Here is a 26227-nt window from a genome sequence, read left to right on the forward strand (position 1 = left end):
AATCTGATCTTTAATACAGATACTCATTTGTCACTCCATTCCTCAAGGTTTACCCTGATGCGGTTAAGATACTCTTCAAACTGAAGAATCTCTTTATCCGTAAAATCACGATAATAAATATTCCCCATCTCATTGGATACGGAGTCATAAGCTTCTTTAAGTTCTTTGGCTTTATCTGTGAGGAACAGAAGAGTTTTTCTCTTATCAGCTTCATCAGTTTTGCGGCTTATCAGTCCGTTTTTTTCCATCCGCTCAAGCATGGTCGTAAGTGAAGTAATTGCAAGTCCGCTTTTCTCGGAAATAATTTTAATAGGAACACCATCTTCCTGCCATAAGACATAAAGAATCCTTCCCTGAGCTCCGTTAAATGCATCAATGTTTTTTTCTGCCAGTATCCTTTCAAATATACGATCACCCAGCTGTTTTATTTTTGTAACAAGAAATCCACCATTTGTCTTCATAATTAAATACTCCTATATCGTAGTTTTATACTACCATATAGGAGTATTTTTGTCAAGCACACATATCATAACCTGATAATATAATTCATCAAGCTCCGGATGATTCTCATGAATCCAGTTCATGATCACAACTCTGTAGTCTCCCCTGAGATTAAGATTCTCAAGCCACACAAGATTGCATCTGTCCTTAGCCCTGTCAATAATAGCTTCAACATCTGTAATCCCGGGGAAGATTGGCGAAATAAAGCAAGTAGTCTTTATTCCTGCTTCATAAAGCTGCTTCATTGTATCCAGTCTCTTTTCTATGGTTGCACCACGATCCATCTCTTTTCTAAATTCCTCATCGACTGCCCGAGGGTCTCTTTAGAAGGATGGCATGAACGTCAGGGCAGCGGAGGCGTTGCTGATACGCTGCTCGACGGATCACTTCAAACGGTTATTATCTGTCAAAGCGATATTCAACCCCCGTTATATCGGAGAGAAGCGGTATGATTTCAGCATGCGGATCAGTTGGATCATATCCGGCTTCGAGTTCAAAAGGCATGGCATATGCAAGAGCTGACCATCCCCAGAAAGGATTCAGCCCCTGCCCTACACCGGTTTCGGCATTATAATACTCTCGGGTGGCGTCTTCCGACAAAACCATTTCAAAACTCTTTCCGGCAAGTTCCGCTGCTTCTTCCTGATACCCGTATCTTACCAGCGCATGCATGACTGAGTAATTAACCGGGATCCAACAAGCTCCCATCCAGGTGCATTCAACCCCGCGGCGCTGTTGATAGTATCCTTTTTCATTTTTTGCCCAGGATGCAAGGGGGTATTCCAACCAGAACTCCTCAGGATTTAAAAGATGCTCTTTGATCATGCGGTCTGCCTGCTTTTGGGTCGCAACACCTGCCCATAGAGCCATAAAAGATGAAGCTGACTTGTAACGTACAAGCTCACCCGTCCTTTCATTGCGGTCATAATAGAAGCCGTCTTTTTCGTCCCACATAATATCGTTGATTCTTCCGCGCATGGCAGCAGCCTTCTCTTTCCACTGAGAAGCATCTTCCTCCAGCCCCAGTCCCTCCGCAATGACAGACATTGCATCAAACTCGCGGACCAGATAGCTGTTCAGGTCAACCCCCTCGATCGTCATGCTGTAAATATGTCCTGCCCTAAGATCCTGATTGTCCATCCCGGAATGATCAGCACTGTCCCACACACTTAGTCCATTTTTGTCAAAATCGCAGAACCAGCACCAGTAATCCAGATATTTTATCAGCCTTTGATAATAACGGTCCTTCAGCCATTCAAAACGGCCAAACTGACGAGAACCTAAGACGGCGATTTGAGCAAGAAAATGTTTGAAATGCTGCCTCATTCGCTGTTCCATCATCGTGCGTGCGACAAAACCACATTCGAGCTGCCGGTCCAGGAATGCCTCAAAATTCGTACGGCAGTAACGGGCAATACCAAAATGTGAAAGATACAGATTTTCATAATAAAGATCCCAGTCATAGAACTCGCCGTAGCTATATCCTGTCAAGAGGTCCTGAATCCCTGCAATAGCGGAATGAGAATTGTCGGATCGACTGATGCCGCGTGTCCTGATATCATGATTGACCTCCTCAAGACGACGGATCAGCCTCTTTTGTGTATTATCAGATAACGATTTGAAAAACATATAAAACCTCCGTTCCAAACAAGATTTACGATATTACATAAATCTATTTTATCGTATTTAATTTCATGTAGCCATTCATGTCTTCAAATCCAAGGGATCTGTATAATTCAACGGCCATATCGGAGCTCTCAAGATAGATCTTTTCAGCACCTTTCTCTGCCGCCCTCTCTATAAGATATCTGCATATCTCCTTTGCCAGTCCCTGCCTTCTGTACTTCTGCCTGACATATATATTCATAAGATAGGCACATTTGCCGCTGCGATTGTCCGGAGATGGCATCTCTCTATACAGGCAAACTCCGCCACATCCTGCCAGTTCTCCTGACACATATATTGCACAAGCCACATGACCGCCCTTTTTAAGCTCTTCCTGATAATATTCTTCATTTTCTTTTCTGATATCATTCCACTCAGCATCCGAGAGCTTTTCTTTTTCCTGAAAAAAGACATTTGACAAAACCTCCATTCTAAGTGAAAGCAAAAGTTCTATATCATCTGCCTTAAGCTCTTTTATCGCTATATTATTATCTATCACGCTGCCACCTTCCTTAAAACATTTGGAAGTGCCATTTTATCAACCTTACCGTTTGCATTAAGTGGAAGGCGCTTAAGCTCAACAAAATACTCCGGAATCATAAAATCTGTCAGATAATCCTTCATGTAATCTGTAATATCCGCAAGTTTGACGTTCTCTTTTTCCGGCACTACATAGGCAACCATGTAGGATAGATTATTGTCATCAACTTTTGGTGCAACATATGCCTGTTTGATAAGCTCTGACTTGGTAAGGATATTTTCAACTTCACTTACCTCAACTCTTTTTCCCTTAATCATTATCTGGGTATCTTTTCTGTGAAGAAAAGCAATGTTGCCATCTGGCAGATAGTAACCAAGATCACCGCTTTTATACATTCTTCCGTTTGCAGTATTTACAAATGCTTTATTCTCCTCAAAACGGTTTCCTATATACCCGTTAGAAACGCCGCCTCCGAAAATGCAGATTTCTCCGACTTCTCCATCTGGAAGTTCTTTTCCTTCCTCATCCATGACTTTGATTTCTGTTCCAAGCACAGACTTTCCGACAGGGAATGTGCCATCTTCAAGGACATTATCCTTGGTGCATCTGCAATAAGAAGCGCACACTGTGGTCTCGGAAGGACCATAGGTATTGTAAACTTCCACCTTTCCAAGAAGATTTGTAATATAGGAAGCTCTTATAACATCTCCTCCGCTTATGAGGAGTCTCAAACTCTTAGGTATTTCCGGAAGGTCATTGATTTCCTGTAAAAGATATGGAAAGCCGCTAAGCATAGTCACATTATTTCTTTTGATAAATCCGATAAGCTTCTTAACATCTGCTCTTTCTTCATCCGATGGAATAGCCAAGGCCGCTCCTGATAAAAGAGTTGTAAATACCTCTTCAACAAATATATCAAAAGAACAAACAGAATGCTGAAGCATTATATCGCCACAGGCTGGGTGAAACTCATTGCAAAATGCTCTCACATAATGACATACATTTGCATTCGTTACAGAAACACCCTTGGGCTTCCCTGTAGTTCCTGATGTATAAAGGATATAAGCCAAATCCTTTTCGTCATATTCAGCATCACCTACAGCTGTTTCCTCTATAGCTAATCCTTTGTCTACAATTATATTTGTTAACTTGGGAAATCTGTCTGCATACTCTCTGTTCGTGATAAGCACGCTCACCTCAGCCTCTTCCATCATGTATCTGATTCTTTCCTTTGGAAAAAATGGTTCAACAGGTATATATGCTGCTCCAGCCCTCAATGCTGCAAATATGGATGCTATCATTTCAACTGAATGGTTCATCATTATGCCTACTCTTTTGCATCCTTTGGGAAGTCTTGCAGCTATTGTATCTGCCAATAAAAGCAATTCCTTTCTACTAAGATTTCTTTCATTATCAAAAACTGCTAAAGCATCTTTATTCTCATTTACCTGTGTCATGAATTTTTCAATTATTGTACTCATCTATTAGTACCTCCTATATTTCACACATATCTCTTCGTTACAATGCATATGATATAGGAAATATACAAAGCCCCACAAGTACGCAGTTTTTTGAAACATAGTATCACCGATGCTACTTTTGTGTGACTATGCGGTGTATCTGGCACAATTTTTTGGTACAAGCGAGTCATATTTTAAATATTTGCTACTGCATTTATCTGTGCCACCAATATTGCCTTTACCCTATCATCTGTTATCCGCCTCAGTAAAATCTTCATTTCCATATCAAAAGCATCCTCTTCCTTCTCCTCAACCCCAAGCAGATAATTCGGTGTAAAAGAAAAAGACGTATAAACCATATGGTCTATACGCCCTAAGCCTTTATCTCTTCCTAATATGCCTGTACTTTTACTGAATTTTCAAATAGTCCTCATCCGTAACTGACTCGCACCACTCATTACTTGTGTCTTCTCCTTCTATCTCTAATACCGATAATATCTTTCTTTTTCTGAAATCATGCCAGTTTATCCAAAAGCTCATCTATATCACTGTTAATGCATACGCTCCTATTTTCTATCTCTCTGGGACAGTATGCCTCTTTGTAATTCAAGCATGCATATGTAGCTTTTTCATTTTCCATTGTCATTTGCCAGAATGGATACTTGATTATTACTGGTGTATTGCTGCCTACCCCAAGCTCCAGGAAAAGCACATGCAGGGTTTCATGTCTTCTAAGGAAATCAGAATAAGCCGCTGATGCTCTATGCCAGCCTTCATCTTCAAGGAATGTATCATCACTTCTAAGATTCATGGTAACATCACTACCATCAATCGGACACTTTGGAATCAAACTGCTGTCAATTTCCATTCTGACTCCACCACCAGATGGTATTGCAAAAATTCCATTCCCATCCTTAACAAATCCCTGAGATTCCATGGCATTCATCACCCAGTCTTCATTATTAAAGTTTTCCCTAATTGCAGGATTCAAACTTTGAAACAGACCATAATCTCCCTGAGTGTAAAATAATCTTTTCTTATCAAAGCCTGCTTTCTGAAAGCAATGATCCACGTTTGTTGTAATCACAAAGTAATCTTTATCCTTAACAAGGTTATAAAGTTTTGTATAAGTATCTTTAGGTGCATCAAGGTATCTGTTGATGTAGATATACCTTGACCAATATGCCCAGAACTCTTCCTTGGTTTTGTATGGGTAAAACCCGCCTGAATACATGTCCTGAAAACCATATTTTCCTTCAAAATCAGAAAACCACTTTTTAAACCGGTCTCCACTGTACGTAAACCCTGCGGAAGTAGAAAGTCCTGCCCCGGCTCCAATAACAATAGCATCAGCTGTCTTTATTTCTTCTTTTAATCTGTCAAGCTGCTCTGTATCATCATCTTTTCCAAGGGACATACCGCTGTTAAAGCTATGTATGGCACTTAAACCTTTTTTTATTGTTTCTTGATATCCATTTGGCTGAAACAATCTGATCTTAGCCGTTGTCATTATAAAACACTCCTTATAGCTTAACCATTTAACAGTTTTTCATATATTTCAAAATCAAGATTCTTAAATACATTGAAAACAATCTTCATCTCACTGCCTGTCTCATCAAGCCAGTTTTTAACTGTCTCTACAGCAATCTCAGCAGCTCTCTGATTAGGAAACATGAAAACACCGGTAGAAATGCAGCATAAAGCAATGCTCTTTACGCCATTTTCTTCTGCTATATCAAGGCATGATTTATAGCAGGATGCCAATAGTTCCTCATGTTTTTTAGTCAGAGGTCCTTGAACTATAGGGCCCACGGTATGAATAACATAATCACAAGGTAAATTGTACGCCGGAGTAATCTTAGCCTGACCTGTTGGTTCAGGATGTCCCTGCTTTTCCATGATGCAGTTACATTTGTAGCGGAGGCCAAGTCCAGCTTTTGAATGAATAACGTTATCTGCGCAGGAATGTAAAATTCGGAAACAACCCAATAAGGCTTCATTGGCCGGATTAACAATGGCTGACACCTTTAATGTAGTCATATCTCCTTGCCATAGGTATAGTCTGTTATTACCTGCTGTTGGCTGTAAATCTTCAATGTCCGTAATTCCAATTCTTCTGTTTTCTTCGGTCAAATACTCATCCTGGATTTTAAGGAACTCATCACTAAGTTCCTTCGGCATCCATATATTCATTATTCCTCGCAGCAAATCCTTTTGTCCTTGCTCGTCAGCAGGTATGGGATAATTACTCAGTTGCGAAGGATCCTTTTGTAATTCTTTAATCAGCCATATTCTTTGTTCTGTATGGTTCATCTAGCGAAACTCCTTTCTCTGCCAGCGCTTTCTTAAGCACATTATAGTTATCTCTGTTGGGAATAAATTGTTCTCTCTCCCAAAGGCAATAAGTAGATGGTTTTATACCAATCATTCTCGCAAACTCAGCTCGTGAAACACTCATGCTGTTTCGTATATCTGACAATAATGCTCCATAACCTGGTTTGCAAAAGGCTTCATAATCATCCTCAAAAAGTTCAGGGCATTCATTCAGCTGAGCAAGTGTTATTCCCTTTTTAAGTGCTACTCTCTCAATTATTTTTACATACTTAAATTCAGGAACACAGATATTTCTTTCCCACTTTGATACAGCTTCCCCTGTACACCCAAGCAAGTCACCAAAATCGCATAATTTCATTCTATAAGCCATGCGAATGCTTTTTATTTTTCGCCCGCATTTTTTATCAAAGAAATCCTGATATACGCATTCATATCCTTCAGGATCCTCATTTAGCTTATCAAGATCAATTCCACATATTTCTGCCATACGTTTTAATGCATAATATGATGGTCTAGATGGGCATTTAAATTCGCATTCCCAGAATCCTTCTTCATTTTTGTCACAGCCTATCGCCCTGGCAAATTGCTCTCTCGTCATTCCATTGGATTTTCTGATTTTCTGAACCTTAATACCAAATCCGTGCTTAGTAAAAATGGAATATTCGTCTTGATAAATATCAGGATTATCAATAAGCTTTTCTATTTCAATTCCTACGTTCTTAGCAAGTTCCGTTAATCTTAAATAATTCTCAGGATTTGGATGATGTTCTTCTACTTCAGCTTCCCATACGGAAACTGTGCTCCTGTCAGCCCCAAGCATTTCAGCAAAATCATACTGAGAAACACCATATAAGTTCCTTATTGTTTTAATTCGTTTTCCATATCCGGGTTTACAAAACCTTGTATATTCATTTAGTAATACATCTGGGTCTATTCCAAGCGTTTTTCCAAAAGCAACTGCGTCCTTGTAATAAATCGGATTAAAACCTTTTTCAATATTCACAATTCCCCAGTTCGTAATACCCACTACTTTTCCTAGATCTTCCTGACTTATGCCTTGCTGCTCTCTATAGAACCGGAGAATATCCCCTGGTTCCGCTTCATCAGATGGCTTCGGTACAGGCATAGCAAGGTTTACGAGCACCTTGCCATTCTTTTGTTGTATGCCTGTGTGATTGAGGTAGGTGCCGCTTTATCTATGCATGTATGCATCGGTACAAAACAACCGAGCATCTGCGAATTAGCCGCATTAACAATAGCATCCTTTGAAAAAAGACTCTGAAGTAAATACCTCAGAGTCTCATCCTTAAGCTTCTTTTGCCAAAAGTTCCTGCATTCCGGATCTTAAATCATTAAGAGTGTATTTTTTCATCTCTGATTCCATTGCTTCCTGGATGTCTTTTAATTTATCGTCCAACAATGAATGGATATTTCTTCCAACTGGACACTCTGGATTTGGTGATTCATGAAATCTGAACAGATTCCCATCTTCCAAAGGCTCAATTGCCTGATACACATCATAAAAAGTTATATCTTTAAGATCTCTCGTAAGCTCTATTCCGCCCGTTCCTCTGATAACATTTATTAGTCCTGCATTCTTAAGTTGAGTAAGTATCTTTCTAATGATGACAGGATTGGTATTAATACTGGCTGCAAGAAAATCGCTCGTTACCTTGTGTTCGTCTTTAAACGTATCCACGCATGTAAAAATATGAAGTGCAACCGTAAATCTGCTTGATATCTGCATTTTTGTTCCTCCTGCCACTATTTTACTTCGAGGCAGTTGTAGTTGCAATGGTTACATTAAAACTTTCCGTTTTCATTAGCCCATGTAGACCTATCAGCTAATGTCTCCATTACATCCCAGTGCTCTGAGATAAATCCGTTCTCAACACGGAACAGATCATAGTAGGTTGTAGGTACACCGCCAAAGGTTCCTTCTGAGCAGGCAAGAGCATAATCTCCATCTGCAAGAACCATATGAGTCTTGTTATAAACCATTGAGATTCCCTGCTTAGCCATAGCTTCAAGTGCAGCTCCAAGACCTGAAAGACCATCTGATATTGCTGTGTTATGCTGAATGTACTTGTCTCCGTCATAATATGAAGTAAGCTTATCCGGATTCTCCCCGCGGAGTACATCGCCTACAAATCCGGCAACAACCTTACGTGTTTCTTCCTTGTCTACATCTTTCTTCTCAAGAGTTCCATCAATCTGAGTATGTCCTGAAGGATTAGGAGCTGCCTTGTCTGCCAGATTATCCCAGTGCTCTGCAATCTTACCGTCTTCATCGAATCTGAAAACATCGAATCCGACCTGCTCTCCTGCGCCTGCAAAATTATATACTGTCTGAAGGAAAACCTTATCTCCATCCTCAAATGCGCGAATGTTATTAACCGTTGTTTTTACAGGTGCCTGTGCAAGTCCTTCAACTGCTGCTACAAATGCATCTGCTCCTGTACCAAATGCCAGGTTATGCTGAATATAGCCAGGCGCCAAAAGTTCTTTTGCCTTTGCTGTATCTCCTGATACGAATGTTCCGATGAGAGCTAATGCTTTTTCCTTGTTTGTCATGATTATTTTCCTTTCCGGGCTCTGCCCTGCGAGGTTATTATCCTCGAATTTTAAAAAGTTCATTGTTGTAACCATAGCGGTTTCATCTGATGATGTTAATATAGCATCGTTTTGCTGTAATGCCAATGGTTACATCTAAATTTTTTCAAAAAAATTTCCAGGTGCAGTTAAACACCTGGATTTAAAGCAAAACAAAATAGTCGATTTATTATTCTGTTACGCAACATTTTCATTTTCATCATCAACGTCATCAGTGTTTTCTTTGTTGAATTCACCTGCTTCTAATTTCTTTTCATAACGCTTATAAATGATCCATGCAGCAAGTCCAAAGATAACCGGACCACTTAATGACCAGAAGGTAGTCTTCCAGTCACCTTCGATGGCTGGCTGAATAATAGCAAAAGCGTTTGCAAAGAACAATGTAAGTGTTACAACATAGCCCCAGATATTTGCAGACTTCTGAGTCTTGAATACTTCGAAGCTTCTGTCAATGTTCTTCATCTTCTTAAACTTAGGGAATGCGAATGAAATAAACATATATGGCACTGTCATACCAACATTTACCATTGCTGTTAAGATTACAAAGAACTGCTGCATTGTATCGCCACCAAATGAAACTAAAAGAATCATGATACAAACGATTGCACACTGGATCCACATAGCGTTCTTTGGCATACCGTCCTCTGCAATCTCACCCATTTTACCCGGCCAAAGCTCCTTGGGAGTTCCGTCGATAATCTGCTTAAGTGGCGAATAAACAAGTGCAAACATAGCACCCATAAGTGCAAGAAGCATAATAAGTGCGTATACTCTGGCAAATCCGTGAGCAAGAGCAGCCTGGGTAGCAACAGAAGCACCAAACACCTTGCCAAAAGCTGCTGCAAAGTTTGACATGATCACATATGAGACGTTTCCAAGTGTAATGCTATCTGTTCCAAGGATTTCGCTGTAGTTTGTAAATGAGCCTACAAGCAGGATAAGAATAGCATAACCAACTACGATTACCAAAGCTGCTGCCACAATTCCCTTAGGGAAGTTTTTCTTTGGATTCTCTGTCTTATCAACAAGTCCGCCAACTGCTTCGATTCCGCCGTAAGCGAAAAGTGCATATACAATAAATGATAAGATCATGATTGGGCTGCCCTGATAAGCTGCGTTAAGAGGAACCATTAAAGACTCTGTGCCTAAAAATGGCTGTTCAAGCTGACCATGGCGAGCAATGATCATAACTACTGAACCAACAACCACCATGATGTTGATCACAAGAACTGCTGTACCACCAATTGATGTTACCTTGCTAATCTTATCAATACCCTTTGAATCAAAGTATGTGATAAAGATAAAAAAGATGATTGCCATGACACCAAGAAGTCTTGAGCCGGAAAGGATTTTTGAACCAAAGAAAGACCAGCTTGATGTGCAATCCTCGCCAAAAATAAGATTTGATACAGGTACCCAGATACCTGATGAAACATTTACCATCCAAAGTACATATGATGTGTACCACATGAATGTACCGATGAATGCATACTTTGGACCTACTGACTTGCACATCCAGGAATACATACCACCTGTTTCGTCCTTAAATGCAGAGCCAAACTCTGCCACCATAAATGCAAATGGTATAAAAAATAAAATACCAGCAATAACAAACCATGGTATTGCTGCATATCCCATTAAGTAATAAGATCTCGGGATATTGTTGAAGCCATATACTGATGTAAAGATCATCAGTATGAGAGCCATGAGCCCTAATTTCTTTTCTTCTTTCATTACTACTTCCTTTAAAAATTTATTCTGTATTTAATTTATATAAACGCAACGTTCTCGATTATATCACGTTTTCTCATTTATCTCTATATCTAGGGCTCATTAATACAAAAATACAAAAAACGCATTTCTTATGAAAGAAGCATTCTGTCGTTGGTAAGTTTTTCTCCTGATTTGTCCTTAAAGAGCTGCAAAAGATCTTCAACAGTCGTTTTCGCCCTCTTATCCCCCTCAACATCATATATGATCTCGCCATCATTCATCATGATCGTACGATTGCCCAGATCAAGGGCGGACTGCATATTATGAGTGATCATAAGACAGGTTATATTGTTCTTTTCTATGACATCTTTAGTCAGAGCAAGAACTTTCTCCGCTGTTGCAGGGTCAAGAGCTGCCGTATGCTCATCCAGTAAAAGAAGCTTTGGAACATTGTAGGTAGCCATCAAAAGTGTAAGTGCCTGCCTCTGTCCGCCGGATAAAAGACCTACCGGATGCTTCATCCTGTCTTCCAGTCCCATGCCCAAAAGTGCTAGTCTTTCCCTGAATTCTTTTCTGTCTGCGCTTGTCATATGAGAAAACCAGCCTCTTTTCCCCGATGCCAGATAGAGATTGTCCTCTATGCTCATGGAAGGAGCTGACCCCTTCATTGGATCCTGAAAAAGTCTACCTATCACTGCCGCCCTTTTGTGTTCGGACATTCTGGTGATATCCACGCCATCAAGCATGATGCTTCCGCCATCTATTTCGAACACGCCGCTTATAGCGTTTAAAAGAGTTGATTTACCTGCGCCATTTGAACCGATAATGCTGATAAAATCTCCCTTTTTCACATCAAGATCAATATTGCCGAGGGCTTTTTTCTCGTTGACTGTGCCCTTTCCAAAGGTCTTGTTTACAGATTGAAGTTTAAGCATTGGCCCCTCCTTTCTTCCTCATCCTACCAAGGAAATAAGGTCCACTTATTGCCAGAATGACAATTACGGAAGAAACAAGTTTTAGCATAAAGGCTGGCATATTGAGCCTAAGCGCCATTGTATAGACGAGTCTGAAGAATATAGCCCCGATCACAGCTCCTATTACTCCATGACCTACTCCCTTATTTCTAAAAAAGAGCCTGCCAATAAGAAGGGATGCAAGAGCAATTGTCAGCATTCCGGTTCCTATGTCAATGTTGGCGGATTTGTTATATTGAGCCAAAAGACATCCTGAAAGAGCTGTTAAAGAGTTTGATAAACACAGCCCTGTAATAGTGATAGCAACAGTATTGATCGATGAAGATCTGACCATATCAGGATTATCTCCCGTTGCTCTTATGGCAAGTCCAAGCCTTGTCCTTAAGAATGCAACGATACAGATCATAACCAGCATAACTATAAGAGTTATCACTATAAGCTTAGAATAAGGATTCATAAAGCTGCCATCCATCAGGTCTGAAGCATATGAAAAAATGCTTCCTGAACTGTTAAGATTAAGCAGTGACGACTTTCCCATGACAGCTATATTAACAGAATACAAAGCTGTGTTGACAGTAATGCCCGCAAGAAGGCTGTCAACGCCCATTTTTGTCTGCAAAAGAGCTGTCACAAAGCCGGACAGCATACCTGACAGCATCGCTGCAGGAAGAGCAAGAAACGGATGTCCAGATAAAGTGATAACTGCTCCTACTGCAGCCCCCATAGTGAATGCACCATCTGTCGATAAATCACACACATTCAACATGGTATAACTCATATACAAAGCAAGTACTGTAAGAGAGCTGATAAGTCCCAGCTCTACAGCAGTTTGAATAAGGGATGTCATGTCTTTTAACCTCTGTAAAAATAATTATTCAAAACTCTCTGCGGTCTTGATAGTCTGGATTGATGAAGCATAGTCTCCAAAAGCTTTTTCTACGCTATCCATGCTCATGTCAAGAGCAAGCATCATATCTTCGTTGATCGTTACGATACCATTGTCAAAAGTCTTAACTGCAACGCTGCCAGGATCCTTTGCATTTAGTAGAATGTCAGCTGCCATATCAGCAGTCTCTTTTCCAAGGTCTGCATAGTTAACTCCAAATCCAAGAAATGCTCCGTTAAGTGCAAAAGAGTCAGCTCCGCAGTAGTGAGGAATACCTGCCTCTCGGAAGATCTCGTAAATTGAAAGCTCAGCTGTCATAATGGTATTGTCTGTTGGTGTAAAAATAGCTTCTACTCCGGCTGAAACAAGCGCATTAGCTGCAAGAGTAACCTCTTCAACATTGGTTCCTGTCTGCTCAACAACTTCTATATTGTGAGCCTCAAGAAATTCTTTGGCATCTTTGATAGCTGTTGTGGACGCATCCTGCCCGGCGTCATATAAAAGACCGACCTTTGAAATATCAGGGTCTGCTGCCAGGATCATATTCATGATTGCCTCTGTATTGAGCATATCTGATGTACCTGTGATATTGGCTCCGGGAGCATCAAGAGAATCCACAAGACCTGTAGAAATAGGATCCGATACTGCAGAAAATACAACAGGTGTATCCTGACCATCAGTTGCTCCCTGCATAGCCATTGCAACAGGTGTCGCTACACCTATCATTAAATCTACATTATCGGCCTGGAAATTAGCTACAATCTGATTAAGCACATTGGCATCAGCATTGCAGTTGTCATATTTTATATTAAATGTGACACCTTCCTTCTCTGCTATGACACTTAGCTCGCTCTGAATATTATCTACAATCTGATTAAGGGAAGCATCATCAACATAATTGCATATGCCAATCTTATACTCTTTAGTCCCTTCACTTGCCTGGTCATTACTTCCCGTGGTGCCAGCACCTGAAGATGCGCATCCTGCTGCTACAAGGCCGATACCTGCTGCCATTACTATTGACATTAGTTTCTTTGTGATCTGTGCTTTTTTCATATCTTTTCTCCTTTTGGTTTTGTGTTTCGGAGCAGATTTTTTATAAAGCAAAAAAATCTGCCCCTGCATTGTTAAAATGCCGGGACAGATAAAATAATCATCTGCGGTGCCACCCTGCTTGACGTCATAGACGCCCTCTTAACGCATACATACATATGCTGACCTTTTATAACGGGGAGTCCTGCCCCGTCGCCCATACTAAGGTACAACCCTTTCTGTTTGCCCTTGGAAGTCCATTCGCCGTTATGCTACATATCGCACTCTCACCATCTGCGACTAGCTGTGATGCTCACATATCGGTTACTTACTCTTCCTCAACGGTTTATTAAGTTAAAGTATAAAAGCATTAAATTTTTTTGTCAATAGATTTATCTATCTGTTCATTAGAGAGATCTGACTACAGATAATTACGGTTCAAATATATTTCCATGTAGTATATCCGCAAGCGCCACAAGCATACTCATAATCTGGCCAAAGAGTTCCAAAAATTTTCCCCGGTCTTGACTTACCGGTTGGCATCAAAATATCTTTTTTGCATTCCGGGCATTTCTCTCCATACATGTGCGAACCTCTTCCACCATTTACTGCTTCCATTTGATCATCTGTCAGTTCTATTTCATTTTCCCTGATAAATGCCATCCTTTCCTCATAGTTTTCGCATTTTTGAGCTTTTTCTATAAGCTCAGGGCTAAGTTCATCAAATTTCATGATTTAATCCTCCTTAAAATTTTTTATAATAATGCATTTTATCAATTGCATCTTTTCTCTCCCTATTAGCTACACTAGGTTGCTCCCTCTAAGGTCCCTCATGAAGTTTGTAGTCCACGTCTTCATTTATTATTTCAAGCATAATAGTCGCAAAACGCGGATCAAACTGGGTTCCTAAGCCTTTCTCAAACTCTCCTTTGACCACATTCTGAGGGATAATGCCTCTGTAGCTTCTGTTACTGGTCATTGCATCATAGGCATCGGCAACCGCTATGATCCTGGCTTCTTCCGGAATTTCATCGCCAGATAATCCGTCCGGATAGCCTTTTCCGTCGTAGCGCTCATGGTGCCACCTTGCTCCTATGGCGAGTTTTGGCATTTCTTCAATATTCTGAAGGATCCTTGCGCCCCTTTCGGGATGTGTCTTTATTTTTTCAAACTCCTCGTCTGTAAGCTTCCCCGGTTTATTGATCACCGCGTCAGGCACGCCGATCTTGCCTACATCGTGAAGAAGCCCCATCATGTATATTTCTTCCTGCCTGTCAAAAGAATAACCGGCTCTTTTTGCTATTTCTCTTGCATACTCGGCAACTCTTCCTGAATGGCCCTTTGTATAGGCATCCTTGGCATCGATCGCATCTGCAAGGGTATGTACCACATGGAGCGACAATCCCTCTATTTCTTTTGTCTTTCTCTCAATTTCTGCATGGAGATAATTCTGAAATCTGATAAGGTCAAGAAGGTGCCTTACACGAAGGGTTAAAACATCCGCAACAAAGGGCTTTCTTATAAAGTCCATAGCTCCCAATGAGAGTCCTGCTGTCTCCGATGCGCAATCATCATTTGCGGTAAAAAAGATAACAGGTATTTCTTTTGCCCCGCTTTCTCTTTCCCATTTTCTAAGAAGGCTCATGGTCTCAAAGCCGTCAAGCTCCGGCATCTTGATATCCAAAAGCAGCATATCTATCTCATTCTTTTTTACATAATCCAGCAAAAGCCGTCCGCTCTTTAGGCATGTGACCCTAAAGCCGGCATCTGAAAGGACTGTATTGGCATTTTTTAATATGATCACATCATCATCTACAACAACTACGTGTTCTTCCATTTGGTATCCTTTCCGCAGATGCTTACTCATCCCACAGGCTGCCATACCCGCTTACTGCCGCATCTATCGTCATCTCGCCATTTGCAACCTTGTATGCAGCTGCGAGAAATTCCTTATTTACAGCATCATTAAGTCCGGTCTCCTGGTAGCTAATGTATCTATCCTCCGGAAATTCCTCAAGAGATGAGTAAACTTCATCCAAAGAAAAATCATTTGTCGGAGTGATAAGTCTCTTGATTGCCGCCATATTACCGAGTTCTTTCTCTCTCATGATGAATCTGATAAATTCATTGGTCATATCCAGATTGAGGCTGTTTTTATTTACACTGAAGAACAGATTGACAGAATCAAGGAAATATCCGCCCTCATCTTCAATTGGTACCACATAGAATTTATATTTAAAGGGGTTTGCCACAAAAGCTTCAGACTTACTCTCTCTCTTTTGGGTTCCTGAAACCATGTCTCCGCTTCCTAGCATCATAGGGACATCTCCCTCAAAAAAGCGCATGATAACGGCATTGTAATCATCCTCTATCTCATTTGAACACCGCTCAGGATCCATATATCCCTTATCAACAAAAGTTTTAATTTTTTCAAGGGCCGGGCGCATCATCTCACCTGCTGACTTTTCCATAGAATTAAGTGGTTCTACAGATTCAGGTTTTTTGAGGACCCCATCACAAAAGAGCGGAAAAGCAAACGGATAGTACATTCCTGCAACTGTCAGACTATTTGCTCCCATGACAGGTGTTTCGTACCCTGCTGCCTTGAACTTATCGCATGCATCCACAAGTTCACTGTAATTATCAGGAACTTCAAGACCATTTTTTTCAAAAAGATCCATATTCACAAGCATTCCATAGGACCTGGTAAATATAGGAAGCATAACCACATCCCCATTTTCCAAAGTCCATCTTGCGCCTTTTCTAATGCATTCCAGATTGATATCAAGGGCAGGATCTGACAGAATCTCAGCATTTTCAAAGACCGGAGCCATTTTGGGATCATCAAGCATCCATGTAGTCGTAACATATATATCAGGAGCCTCATCGCTCATAAGTGCGCTAGTTATCGTGTTGCTATAGTCATCAAGATATACGTAATTGAGGCTGACATTTGGATAGTACTCATAAAAGCGTTCAAACTCGCTCTCAAGGGATTCGAAATTTGAATAGTTTCCTGCAACCTTGATCTGGCATGATGTTTCAGAAGACAAGGCAGGTTTAAACTCAGTGCTTTCTTCCGCTTTTTGTCCGCAGGCAGTAAAGCAAAACACCATTGCTACAGCCGATGTTAAGCCCAGCATCCTTTTTGCCATTCTCACTGTTTCCATCTTCATGCTGACTCCTTTCCGTATCCAAAAGAATTTCTCTTTTGCTTTAGCCTGATATGATTTTAGGTATCAGATCATAATCAAAATTGTCGACAGCCTTTTTTATGGTTTCAAATTTTGCAGATTCACTCTCCGGAAATCTGTACTTTTCAAGGGATTTCACAGTTTCTACCACACCGTCAAAATCAAAAGCTTCGCAAAGCTTTGAAATAGTTTCATAGGTCTTTTTTATATCCTGTTCTAAGATTAAAGGCTTGTCACTGCCCTCCACGCCCCCATCTATACTTCCAAGCATTTCCATCTCTGTAAGCAGATTACGATACATGATTAAAAGTTTTTCTATATCCGTTTCAAGAGTTTTGACATCTCCTTCTTCTCCGGCCTTTTCAAGACGTGCCGCAAAATCTCCAAGCTCCATCGCACCAATCACACGGGAGGTGCTCTTAAGCGCATGTATTTTTACAGTAGTATTCTTAATATCTTTTCCATTCCAGTATTTTTCTATCTCTTCTGCATTTTTTTGTCCGGAATCAAAATATGTCTTTAACGTATCCATGTAAGATTTCTGGCTTCCACAGTGAAGGATTCCTGCATTTACATCAATGGATCTGATCTTCCAAACAAAATCCGGGATAAAACAGTCTCCATCGCTGCTATCGTCAGATGCAGGAGCAATCTTCTCTTTTGGCAGATACTCAAAAAGCAACACCTCAAGCCTCTTCGGGTCAATTGGCTTCGTAATATAATCGTCAAAGCCTGCGTTTATGTACATTTCGCGCATACCCGAAATAGCATTGGCGGTAAGACATATGATCGGCGTCAGGGTATTAGGCGAATCCTGGATTCCTTTCATCTCCGTAATAGTCTCTATTCCATCCTTATCAGGCATCATATGATCAAGAAAAATAGCATCGTACTTATTTCGTTTATATAATGCTATTGCTTCATTTCCACTTGTTGCCGTATCTATCTGCATTTTAGTACGTTTTAGCAGATTCTTGAAAACTAAAAGATTGACCTCTGTGTCATCAACAACCAAAAGTCTGGCATCAGGTGCTGTAAAGCTTTCACGATATCTTTTCCTCTCAGAAACAGCACGTTTAAAGGTCTCCTCATAGTTGCCAATAGGACTCCAGTCCCTGACTCCCTGCACCAGTTCAAATGAGAAAGTTGACCCCTTGCCATATTGACTTTCAACCTCAATACTGCTTCCCATCATTCGCAGAAAGCTCTGGGCTATACTCATGCCAAGGCCGGTTCCTTCTATGTCTCTGTTCTTATTTTCATCGATACGCTCAAAGGCAACAAACAAGCGGTCCATATCTTTGGGGTTTATCCCGATTCCTGTGTCTTTTACACTTATTATGAGTTTTACAGAATCGGGGTTTTCTTCCATCTTCTCAAATCCCGCCTTAAAAGTGATTGAACCCTCTTTCGTGTATTTAACAGCGTTTGAAAGGATATTGGTGATGACCTGTTTAATTCGTATCTCATCTCCGTGCAATATAATCGGAATATCCCTGTCAACTTCAATGTCAAAAGAAAGGCCCTTATCCCGCGCTTTTCCCTGAACCATATTCACAAGGTCATTTAGCATTGAGACAAAGCTGTAATCAACATCGATGATATCCATTTTCCCTGCTTCTATCTTGGAAAGATCAAGGATATCATTGATAATGCCCATAAGTGTCTTTCCTGCTGTCCTTATACTTTCCGAATATGCCACGATTTCTTCCTCATGACTGTCTCTAAGAACCATTTCATTAAGTCCCAGAATCGCATTCATAGGTGTGCGGATATCATGAGACATAGTGGATAGGAAGTGCGTTTTTGCCTCATTTGCCAGATTAGCAGCCTCTGCAGCCTCCGCAAGCTTTTTGTTATAGAGCATCAGTATCAGGTAATTGAAGGCAAGGAGAGATAAAAGACCAAGCGTCACCATTCCCAGTAAAAGCCAGTCAACAACTGTATTTGCCGCCTTAAGTTCACCCGTTGGTATATAAGCCAAAAGAAACCATGTATTCATTGATTTCAAAGGAGTGTAGGATATTACACATTCTTCTCCTTTTGAGTTGTTCATTGTCATGGTTCCTGTCTCCGAAGTGACCTCATCTCGCATTTCGTTGTAATCTGCAATGTCTGCTTCGTTATAGGATTTATAATATTCAAAAAAGTTAGAATTTTTCAGCGATTTACCATGGACCAGATATTCTCCCTCCTTGTTAATGAGAGAAATCTCAACGTTTTCATACTCACCTTTAAGAAATACAAGCTTATCCTCAAGTATACTGACAGGCTCTACGCGCATAAGAATTGCCTCTGAAAGCTGCCCATCTGACTCATCCAGAACTTTTACGTAATTAAGAAATGCCATTGACTGCACTCCATTCTGGGGATTAGTATACGCTCTTGTTAAGTTGACCTTACCAACTTCTCTACTTATCTCATCAATGTTGTCAAAAATGTTAAGATAGCGGTATGAAACCGAATAATCATTTGCATCCTTTGAGCTCGCATTAGTAGATATCCCACTTTGAGAGGTCTTATCAAGAAATATAAGATGTCCATAAATACTCGAAGATATCTTTGCCTTTCTGATAAAAGAAATTGCTTCCTCACCGGTCATTGGCGATCCCGCCTCAGCGGATCGATTAATATAGTTCGCCCAAATATCGCAAAGATGCTGCTCGTCCTCCAGGTAATTCATAATGATCTGTTCCGCAGTGATCGTCATCTTCTCAAAATCCTCGACGACTCTCTCATTACTTTCCCTCATCTTAGTATTGGCATACTGAACTATGAAGAAAAGAATCAATACCATTATCAAAAGATCAACAATAATGATCAGCATTCTCTTCACGCCACTACCTCCACAAAAGCCACGGTCTCACTTATCCTCACTTAATTTAACCGATAATCACTTATATTTTATTATACCAAACAAACGGTTTATGGTCTATTCTCGTATCATCATTGCGATTCTTACACCAATCGAGTAGGCTGACTCCTACTCGATTTCGCACACGAACATTCCGCACTTAGTGCTCCATGTTCTTACGACCGGCAAATGAATTTGTATGCAAGCATCCATTCGCTTGCCGGTCTTGTGCATCAAAAACTCCCCTCAAGGGCGGAGACCGTCTGTAAGAGGAGCTTGTTATTGCTTGCATTGTTTATAAGGTAATGATTCTGCCAAAATCGAGTCCGGTTGTGTCTTCTGATGCAATTACGAGGGAACCGGAGCCTTGTTTGTCTCGGATGAAGGATATGGCTTTTTCCTTTTCGGAGGGGGTGAGGCCTTTGAAGGGCTCGTCCATTACGAGGACATCGCTTGGAATGCAGCAGGCTCTTGCTATGCAGACCAAGCGTCTTTCTGCGCTTGAAAGATTCTTGACGGGAATATCTACTTTATCCTCTGGAAGGAGTTTTAGGAGTTCTTCCCTTACTGTCTGCTTAAATACTTTTTTGCTTACCATGGCACAGTTTGTAACTGCTGAAAAGCCCTCGCAAAGCCTGTCTTCTTGAAAGACTACACCTGCGTTTATGTAAGGATATTTATAATCCCCAAGAAGTCCTACTTTGCCGGAATCCGGCTTTTCAAGTCCTAAGACAAGTCGAAGCAGTGTGGTCTTACCAGCGCCATGTCCACCGGTTATAATGTAGCTGTGCTCATCCTCTATATTCAGATTAAATCCATCAAGGACTTTCTTCTCGCCATAGGCTTTTGATACATCTTTTACCTCAATTATCATTTGCTCTTCCTCCTGAAAAGATTGAAAAACTCAGGAATATAGATGTATCTGATTACCCTGTCCCCAGGCATTCTGTACACTTTGGCCATTTCCAAAAGCTGCTTAAATCTGCTGTCCATAAATTTCTCCCCTGTTCATTGTAGTAGGTAGATGATAATAATCATTATTATTGTTAAACATATAAATAATACCATCCTTAGGCCCATATTAGAAACTCATTTATGTATATCCTTATGTATATGCATAAGTGATTGGCTCCCAATCAATTTCCAATTTCTTAAGCTTATACAAACAGAAAGTCGTCAGCGCTTAGCACCAACGACTTTCTGTTTAATCATTTAACTATACAAATTTTTTTATTTGGACTTCACAATTGGTTCGATCTGGGAAACAAGGTTATCGATGTGCTCGAATACGCTGCTCTTTGTTGTTCCAAGCTGATTGACTCTTTCAAGCTGGTTTACGAGAGCATCGTACTTTCTGTTGATATCATCGATATTAGATCCAATGAGGTGAAGCTCATCTGCAGCTACATCAGTAGTATCTGCGATTTCCTGCTGTACAGCATTGGCTCCGTCTGTGCTTTCGATGATCTCATCGAAAGTCTCCTTTGTTTCTTCTACACCCTGAAGTGACTTATCCATTGCTGCAATGGAATTTTCCATAAGAACAGATAATTTCTCACTCTCAGTATTTGCATTGTCAATAGAAGCATTTACCTGATCGATCATTACCTTGATCTCATCTGCAAGCTCTCTTACTTCTGTAGCAACTACAGCAAATCCTTTTCCTGCAGCACCTGCTCTTGCAGCCTCAATTGAAGCATTCAGGGCAAGAAGATTTGTCTGGGATGCAATGCTGATGATCTTTTTCATGTAATCAGAGATCTGATTAACTGATTCCTTGAAGTTTTCAAAGCCCTGAGCCATCTCATCAAAGCTTGCTCTTACTTCATTTGAATTGTCCTTAAGCTCTCCAACCTTATCCTGTGCGTTCTGAACACTGTTTAAGATGTTCTGCTTAACATCTTCAAACTTAGAAGCGCTCTGATTAACCTCAGCAAACTTCTCGTTGAAGTTCTCCATCCTGTCTCTTAATTTGGTGTTGCTGTCAATTACATCATCAACAGCCTCGCCCATGTCATGAATCTCAGTAAGAGAATTCACTTCATTCTGAACAAGATCTTTTTGGAAGCCTTTAATGGAATTTGCGATGTAGATCAAAGAATCCATCTTTTCTTCCAATGCTTTTTTCTCTTCAGCATTTTTATTTACATTCTCGGTTACTGTCTCATTTTTCTTTTTACCAAACATTTCAAACATATTTATCTCCCTTATTCGAATACCACACATGTCATGGTCTGATTAACAAACTGCGTGTTATAATGTTCGCCAAATCCTACAAGTCCACATGAGGTTCCAAGGGTTCCTATCTTGTTAAGGTATGTAGAAAGGCCTCCTCTCTCCTCAAATACAAGATATCTGAATATACAGTTTACTGAAAAGATTGCTGATACATGATTGAAATCATTCTTGATCTTATTTATGGTTGCCTGAGCAACTTCAGAAGGATCACGCATCTCAAGAATTGTGAGGATATCCGAGTCGTTGATCTGTCTGTACAGAATAAGACCATTTCCTGATACGTCCTTTAATGAAACGATACAAACGTCATCACCGACCATTTTTCCGAATGGATTTTTAAAGGTCTGGTTGACTACATCGTTTTCACGAGCTCCTGTAAGCTCTATATATACCTGTTTTGCAGGGCGTCCGTTTAACTCTCCAAGATAATATTTGCTCTTATCTGTTTTTGAAGCAATAAGCTGAGTATTATCTCTTGGAGCATAAATATTCTCCTTGTATGTTTTTACCTTACCGCCATTATTCTTAATTACTGCATAAGCCATGCCATCTTCATAGATAACACCATTGACTGATACCTTTCCGGCATCTCCTGTAGCTCCCATAATCTGGAGGTTATACTTTGTTACAAGAGCTGAAAGAGTCGTAAGAACTGCAGCATCATTGGCAGCACAGAAATCGATGATTGCTGTGTTGTCTTTTCCGGGTCTTACCGATTCAACATCCTCGGTAATTCTCTTGATATACCTTGCAGGCGCCTTAGAAACATTTTCAAGAGCACCTGTACAGACTGTAACTCCATCTGTAAAGGCTGTGATCGAAACGCCATTTTCCACAACAGTTGTATCATATCCCATGGCAATACAGCCAATGCTTGGCACCCCCGGATAAAGTTTCTCAAGTGTCTCAACATTTGCTTCAAACTTATCAGCATTACTCATCATGATAATAAGCTTAGGCGAAACAAGCCCATGTACCGCTTCTGATACGCTACCTTGAGCGTTTTTTCCATAAAAGGTCTTCATAGAACATCTCCTTTGAAAGTATTTAAAAGGCATCATAAATATTGTACCATCAATATGAAAAAAAACGTTCACTTGAATACTGTATTTCGATTAAAATTATATTAAAATTTAATAAACCCCCTATGTTTCCATAGGGGGTCATATCATATTCTCATGGCAACTTCATAAGCTCTCCAAATTACGCTTCGAAGATTACCTATCTGTTTACAGTCACCAATAAAATCAATATTGCTGGTCCTATCGCTATCCTTTATTAGTGGATTAGGAATATAACCTGCAGAGCTGATAACACTATCACACTCTATTTCAAATTCTTTACCTTCTTTGTTCTTTACAAGGATATTGCCATCCCTGACTTCTTTAAGGGAAGTTTCAAGATAAACCGGAACCTTGTGAAGAGCAAACCATTCTCTAAGGTATGAGCTATTTGCAAGACACACTCCGGGCTGTGAAATAAGATCGTCCTTCATTTCAACAATCACAACATTCTTGCCTTGAAGTGCAAGTTCGTAAGCGATCTCACATCCTGTAAGTCCTCCGCCTATTACAGCAACCTTCTTGCCAACTTCTGTACCTGTCAGGAACTCACAAGCTTCGATCATCTTTTCATGCCCCGGTACGCTCCTGAGTACCCTGGCCTTAGAGCCTGTTGCAATCAGGATATCACTTTTACCAAACTGTTTAAGATCAGTTATTTCTTCATTCAAATGAACTTCTATTCCAAGCTCATCCATTTTTCGAAGATACCACGCCAAAAGATCTCTGAGCTTTCCCTTATAAGACTCGGCGCTTGCAGCAATAAATGTTCCGCCAAGCCTGTCCGTCTTTTCAAAAATAACAGGTTCATGGCCTCTGAGCTTAAGTACTCTTGCTGCTTCCATTCCTCCAATTCCGCCACCAATGATATAAACCTTTTTGGGGTGCCTGGTAGGCTTGATGTGATGCTTATCCTTCTGCATAGTCTCAGCATTTACAGCACATCGTGCAAGATGGAGTGAATCAGATAATTTTTGGTCGTTTGGAACGCCCTTATAGTGACACATGTTAAAACAGCCATTGTGGCAAAGGATACATGGCCTTATATCCTCTTCTTTTCCTGCCATAAGTTTGGTAACCCACTCAGGATCAGCAAGAAATGGCCTTGCAAAACCGGCTCCATCAAGCTTTCCTTCACTTATTGAATCTGCAGCAACTCTTGGATCAAGTCTTCCGGCACAGACAACAGGGATATCCACATACTTTTTAAGATTCTCTACATCCTCTAAGTTACAGTTTTCAGGCATATATATTGGGGGATGAGCCCAGTACCAGGCATCATAAGTACCATTGTCACAGTTTAGCATATCATAGCCGGCATCCTGAAGATACTTTGCAGCTCTTTTAGACTCTTCAAAATCTCTTCCTGCTTCTACATAGTCTTCACCTGGAAGTGCGCCTTCTCTAAAGCCTTTTGTCTTGGAGACAACACTGTAACGCAGAGAAACCGGGAAGTCTTTTCCACAAGTTTTCTTTATTTCTTTTACGATATCCACAGCAAACCTGTATCTGTTCTCAAAACTTCCACCATATTCATCTGTTCTTTTGTTCACGTAAGGCAAAGTAAACTGATCAAGAAGGTAACCTTCATGAACAGCATGTACTTCCACGCCGTCGACTCCGGCTTCTTTTAAAAGAAGCGCAGTCTTACCAAAAGCTGTGACATACTCTCTAATCTCTTCTACTGTAAGAGCCCTTGAAGGCAACTTATCAGACCATCTGTTAGGTGAAGCACTTGCAGAGGCTGTTATCTTATCAAGGTCCATAAAGGGCTTTGACAAAACTCTGAGAGCCTTATTATTGTACAAGGTCTCCATCATGGTACTTACGGTAAAAGACCTGCCAAAGCCGGCAGTAAGCTGGACAAAAAGCTTGGCGCCTGTCTCATGAAGCTTTGGCATCCATTCTTTTAGTTCCTGATACATTTTTTTATTGCTGTAAAGCCACTGACCAAACATTGGATTGTAAATTGGCTGACATCCGGGAAGAACAAGTCCCGCATTGTTTTTAGCCACTTCCAGTATAAAGTCAGCTCCAGCCGAGTCGAAATGGTTTTTTTCCATCCATCCAAATAAATCAGTTCCACCCATGGAAGTTAGAACGATTCGGTTTTTTATCTCCACATTTCCAATCTTCCATTTTGTAAATAGTGGTTCTAATCTCTTATCCATAGCCTGTAAATCTCCCAAAGTCAATTTATTTAAAGAAGCACTTATTTACTGTAGCTCCAAAATCTTTTTCCTTGTAATTCCAAACTGCATGGCCTATCTCATACTTCTCAAAAACACTGTGGATGTCAGCAAACCATCTCTTTGCAGACTCCACATCAGCAAGCTCAATTACGCCATACTCACCACAGTAGAGACATACGTCCTCAGCCTTTGCCTTCTCAACAGCAGGAACAAAGATTCTCTCAAAATATGATGGTCCGATTTCAGTGATTTCACCTCTGTTGATCGCATCTGCAAGGTCAGGTGAAAGTTCTTTTGACTTCTCCCTGTAGTCCTCAAGAGAGCCCGGGTACTCAACGACAAAGTCCTTAGGCATATTCTCTACCCAGTAAGCTCTCTGATGAGTAAAAATAAATGGCTCGTAGCAGTGGAAATTGTAAACAATCCTGTCGTCAATCGGCTTATCAAGGAGAGGCACGCTTGTTACGTTGTTGTAACATACACCTCCGACAATGATATAAGCATCCTTTGTATTTTTTCTGATTGTGAGAGCAGCCTGTTTTGCTATCTCATTCCATTCCTTTACAACCTTAGGTGATACGATCTCGTTAAGAAGCTCTAAAGCCATCATATCAGCATCTTTGGCAAATCTCTTTGAGATTGTGTCCCATGTATTGTAAAAACGCTTCTGAAGCTTCTCATCATAGAAGAAAGCTTCCTTGCTCTCTCCCTTATCAAGTGGATCAAAAGAATATCCATATGCCTTGTGAAGGTCAAGAACCATGTTAAGTCCGGCGCGTCTGCACCATTCAACACAATTCTCAAGATACTCGTAACCGCTCTCGATGGGCTCCCCTTGCTCATCTTCGATTACTACATAATCTACAGGAACACGGACATGGTCAAAACCTGCCTCCTTGATCCTTACGATATCCTTTTCTGTAATAAAGCTGTCAAAATGCTCTTTTGTGTCTTCATCAAACTGTGACAGCCAGCCACCAAGATTGGCGCCAAACATAAATCCGTCAAACCTCTTCATACACTACCTCC

The 26227-nt window shown here is 40.6% G+C and carries 24 protein-coding genes and 1 pseudogene; all 25 read right to left on the minus strand.

The features are described 5' to 3' along the window. Window positions 1–23: 23 nt before the first annotated feature. On the minus strand, window positions 24–461 hold the full coding sequence (locus BM146_RS03475) for a radical SAM mobile pair system MarR family transcriptional regulator (RefSeq protein WP_013282512.1): 438 nt from the start codon (window positions 459–461) through the stop codon (window positions 24–26). A gap of 30 nt (window positions 462–491) precedes the next feature. Next, window positions 492–800 (minus strand): annotated as a pseudogene (locus tag BM146_RS03480) (radical SAM protein); the annotation flags it as partial. A gap of 100 nt (window positions 801–900) precedes the next feature. Further along, a complete protein-coding gene (locus BM146_RS03485; protein WP_074884410.1) occupies window positions 901–2130 on the minus strand; it encodes an MGH1-like glycoside hydrolase domain-containing protein in 1230 nt (409 codons plus the stop codon). A gap of 43 nt (window positions 2131–2173) precedes the next feature. Further along, on the minus strand, window positions 2174–2665 hold the full coding sequence (locus tag BM146_RS03490) for a GNAT family N-acetyltransferase (protein WP_242949330.1): 492 nt from the start codon (window positions 2663–2665) through the stop codon (window positions 2174–2176). Further along, window positions 2662–4128 (minus strand): amino acid adenylation domain-containing protein, encoded by a 1467-nt coding sequence (locus BM146_RS03495; RefSeq protein ID WP_027207572.1) that lies wholly within the window; start codon window positions 4126–4128, stop codon window positions 2662–2664. Before BM146_RS03495 ends, BM146_RS03490 begins: the two co-directional genes overlap by 4 nt. A gap of 173 nt (window positions 4129–4301) precedes the next feature. Next, window positions 4302–4466 carry a hypothetical protein gene (locus tag BM146_RS19325; RefSeq protein ID WP_177201577.1) on the minus strand — a complete coding sequence of 55 codons (165 nt, stop codon included), beginning with the start codon at window positions 4464–4466 and terminating at the stop codon, window positions 4302–4304. A gap of 155 nt (window positions 4467–4621) precedes the next feature. Continuing rightward, window positions 4622–5617, minus strand: coding sequence for an SIR2 family NAD-dependent protein deacylase (locus BM146_RS03500; protein WP_074884413.1), 996 nt, complete (start codon window positions 5615–5617; stop codon window positions 4622–4624). A gap of 20 nt (window positions 5618–5637) precedes the next feature. Beyond that, window positions 5638–6420 carry a protein-ADP-ribose hydrolase gene (locus BM146_RS03505; protein WP_074884416.1) on the minus strand — a complete coding sequence of 261 codons (783 nt, stop codon included), beginning with the start codon at window positions 6418–6420 and terminating at the stop codon, window positions 5638–5640. Further along, window positions 6386–7567, minus strand: a complete 1182-nt coding sequence (locus tag BM146_RS03510; protein ID WP_074884420.1) for a helix-turn-helix domain-containing protein — start codon at window positions 7565–7567, stop codon at window positions 6386–6388. The genes BM146_RS03505 and BM146_RS03510 overlap by 35 nt, the downstream gene beginning before the upstream one ends. Window positions 7568–7747: 180 nt before the next feature. Further along, entirely contained in the window at window positions 7748–8188 is a 441-nt protein-coding gene (locus BM146_RS03515) for an Rrf2 family transcriptional regulator (RefSeq protein ID WP_074884423.1), read from the minus strand. 56 nt (window positions 8189–8244) lie between these two features. Next, window positions 8245–9141 (minus strand): nuclear transport factor 2 family protein, encoded by an 897-nt coding sequence (locus BM146_RS03520; RefSeq protein WP_242949331.1) that lies wholly within the window; start codon window positions 9139–9141, stop codon window positions 8245–8247. Window positions 9142–9231: 90 nt separating this feature from the next. Further along, the gene (gene yjeM / locus BM146_RS03525; RefSeq protein WP_074884426.1) at window positions 9232–10788 is read right to left on the minus strand and encodes a glutamate/gamma-aminobutyrate family transporter YjeM; all 1557 of its coding nucleotides are present in this window, start codon (window positions 10786–10788) and stop codon (window positions 9232–9234) included. 128 nt (window positions 10789–10916) lie between these two features. Beyond that, the gene (locus BM146_RS03530; RefSeq protein ID WP_074884431.1) at window positions 10917–11702 is read right to left on the minus strand and encodes an ABC transporter ATP-binding protein; all 786 of its coding nucleotides are present in this window, start codon (window positions 11700–11702) and stop codon (window positions 10917–10919) included. Beyond that, complete coding sequence (locus tag BM146_RS03535; RefSeq protein ID WP_074884433.1) at window positions 11695–12588, minus strand: ABC transporter permease; 894 nt, start codon at window positions 12586–12588, stop codon at window positions 11695–11697. The genes BM146_RS03530 and BM146_RS03535 overlap by 8 nt, the downstream gene beginning before the upstream one ends. 24 nt (window positions 12589–12612) lie before the next feature. Further along, window positions 12613–13683: an ABC transporter substrate-binding protein gene (locus BM146_RS03540; protein WP_242949332.1), complete on the minus strand. Its 1071-nt coding sequence runs from the start codon at window positions 13681–13683 to the stop codon at window positions 12613–12615. 414 nt (window positions 13684–14097) lie between these two features. Next, window positions 14098–14391, minus strand: coding sequence for a hypothetical protein (locus BM146_RS03545; protein ID WP_074884436.1), 294 nt, complete (start codon window positions 14389–14391; stop codon window positions 14098–14100). A gap of 88 nt (window positions 14392–14479) precedes the next feature. Next, entirely contained in the window at window positions 14480–15496 is a 1017-nt protein-coding gene (locus BM146_RS03550) for an HD-GYP domain-containing protein (RefSeq protein WP_074884439.1), read from the minus strand. 22 nt (window positions 15497–15518) lie between these two features. Beyond that, the gene (locus BM146_RS03555; protein ID WP_074884441.1) at window positions 15519–16835 is read right to left on the minus strand and encodes an ABC transporter substrate-binding protein; all 1317 of its coding nucleotides are present in this window, start codon (window positions 16833–16835) and stop codon (window positions 15519–15521) included. A 40-nt stretch (window positions 16836–16875) separates the two neighbouring features. Continuing rightward, on the minus strand, window positions 16876–19680 hold the full coding sequence (locus BM146_RS03560) for an ATP-binding protein (protein ID WP_242949334.1): 2805 nt from the start codon (window positions 19678–19680) through the stop codon (window positions 16876–16878). A 322-nt stretch (window positions 19681–20002) separates the two neighbouring features. Beyond that, window positions 20003–20581 (minus strand): ABC transporter ATP-binding protein, encoded by a 579-nt coding sequence (locus BM146_RS03565; protein WP_074884448.1) that lies wholly within the window; start codon window positions 20579–20581, stop codon window positions 20003–20005. Next, window positions 20578–20700, minus strand: coding sequence for a hypothetical protein (locus BM146_RS20145; protein ID WP_022776056.1), 123 nt, complete (start codon window positions 20698–20700; stop codon window positions 20578–20580). Before BM146_RS20145 ends, BM146_RS03565 begins: the two co-directional genes overlap by 4 nt. Before the next feature lie 237 nt (window positions 20701–20937). Further along, window positions 20938–21903, minus strand: a complete 966-nt coding sequence (locus BM146_RS03570; protein WP_177201578.1) for a methyl-accepting chemotaxis protein — start codon at window positions 21901–21903, stop codon at window positions 20938–20940. A gap of 11 nt (window positions 21904–21914) precedes the next feature. Continuing rightward, the gene (locus BM146_RS03575) at window positions 21915–22970 is read right to left on the minus strand and encodes an FIST signal transduction protein (RefSeq protein ID WP_074884453.1); all 1056 of its coding nucleotides are present in this window, start codon (window positions 22968–22970) and stop codon (window positions 21915–21917) included. Window positions 22971–23113: 143 nt separating this feature from the next. Then, window positions 23114–25177 (minus strand): FAD-dependent oxidoreductase, encoded by a 2064-nt coding sequence (locus tag BM146_RS03580; protein WP_074884456.1) that lies wholly within the window; start codon window positions 25175–25177, stop codon window positions 23114–23116. A gap of 25 nt (window positions 25178–25202) precedes the next feature. Continuing rightward, complete coding sequence (locus BM146_RS03585) at window positions 25203–26216, minus strand: glycoside hydrolase family 5 protein (protein ID WP_074884461.1); 1014 nt, start codon at window positions 26214–26216, stop codon at window positions 25203–25205. Window positions 26217–26227 lie beyond the last annotated feature (11 nt).

This window comes from Butyrivibrio proteoclasticus, assembly GCF_900115735.1.
GTDB lineage: Bacteria > Bacillota > Clostridia > Lachnospirales > Lachnospiraceae > Butyrivibrio > Butyrivibrio proteoclasticus_B.

Excerpts from the sequence above, each read along its gene's own strand:
- BM146_RS19325 (WP_177201577.1), bottom strand. The coding sequence starts at position 4,466 with ATGGTTTATACGTCTTTTTCTTTTACACCGAATTATCTGCTTGGGGTT.
- BM146_RS03550 (WP_074884439.1), bottom strand. The coding sequence starts at position 15,496 with ATGGAAGAACACGTAGTTGTTGTAGATGATGATGTGATCATATTAAAA.
- BM146_RS03495 (WP_027207572.1), bottom strand. The coding sequence starts at position 4,128 with ATGAGTACAATAATTGAAAAATTCATGACACAGGTAAATGAGAATAAA.
- BM146_RS03570 (WP_177201578.1), bottom strand. The coding sequence starts at position 21,903 with ATGTTTGAAATGTTTGGTAAAAAGAAAAATGAGACAGTAACCGAGAAT.
- BM146_RS03535 (WP_074884433.1), bottom strand. The coding sequence starts at position 12,588 with ATGACATCCCTTATTCAAACTGCTGTAGAGCTGGGACTTATCAGCTCT.
- BM146_RS03505 (WP_074884416.1), bottom strand. The coding sequence starts at position 6,420 with ATGAACCATACAGAACAAAGAATATGGCTGATTAAAGAATTACAAAAG.
- BM146_RS03500 (WP_074884413.1), bottom strand. The coding sequence starts at position 5,617 with ATGACAACGGCTAAGATCAGATTGTTTCAGCCAAATGGATATCAAGAA.
- BM146_RS03530 (WP_074884431.1), bottom strand. The coding sequence starts at position 11,702 with ATGCTTAAACTTCAATCTGTAAACAAGACCTTTGGAAAGGGCACAGTC.
- BM146_RS03580 (WP_074884456.1), bottom strand. The coding sequence starts at position 25,177 with ATGGATAAGAGATTAGAACCACTATTTACAAAATGGAAGATTGGAAAT.
- BM146_RS03485 (WP_074884410.1), bottom strand. The coding sequence starts at position 2,130 with ATGTTTTTCAAATCGTTATCTGATAATACACAAAAGAGGCTGATCCGT.
- yjeM (WP_074884426.1), bottom strand. The coding sequence starts at position 10,788 with ATGAAAGAAGAAAAGAAATTAGGGCTCATGGCTCTCATACTGATGATC.
- BM146_RS03515 (WP_074884423.1), bottom strand. The coding sequence starts at position 8,188 with ATGCAGATATCAAGCAGATTTACGGTTGCACTTCATATTTTTACATGC.
- BM146_RS03560 (WP_242949334.1), bottom strand. The coding sequence starts at position 19,680 with ATGCTGATCATTATTGTTGATCTTTTGATAATGGTATTGATTCTTTTC.
- BM146_RS03540 (WP_242949332.1), bottom strand. The coding sequence starts at position 13,683 with ATGAAAAAAGCACAGATCACAAAGAAACTAATGTCAATAGTAATGGCA.
- BM146_RS03565 (WP_074884448.1), bottom strand. The coding sequence starts at position 20,581 with ATGATAATTGAGGTAAAAGATGTATCAAAAGCCTATGGCGAGAAGAAA.
- BM146_RS03575 (WP_074884453.1), bottom strand. The coding sequence starts at position 22,970 with ATGAAGACCTTTTATGGAAAAAACGCTCAAGGTAGCGTATCAGAAGCG.
- BM146_RS03555 (WP_074884441.1), bottom strand. The coding sequence starts at position 16,835 with ATGAAGATGGAAACAGTGAGAATGGCAAAAAGGATGCTGGGCTTAACA.
- BM146_RS03545 (WP_074884436.1), bottom strand. The coding sequence starts at position 14,391 with ATGAAATTTGATGAACTTAGCCCTGAGCTTATAGAAAAAGCTCAAAAA.
- BM146_RS03510 (WP_074884420.1), bottom strand. The coding sequence starts at position 7,567 with ATGCCTGTACCGAAGCCATCTGATGAAGCGGAACCAGGGGATATTCTC.
- BM146_RS03585 (WP_074884461.1), bottom strand. The coding sequence starts at position 26,216 with ATGAAGAGGTTTGACGGATTTATGTTTGGCGCCAATCTTGGTGGCTGG.
- BM146_RS03475 (WP_013282512.1), bottom strand. The coding sequence starts at position 461 with ATGAAGACAAATGGTGGATTTCTTGTTACAAAAATAAAACAGCTGGGT.
- BM146_RS20145 (WP_022776056.1), bottom strand. The coding sequence starts at position 20,700 with ATGGACAGCAGATTTAAGCAGCTTTTGGAAATGGCCAAAGTGTACAGA.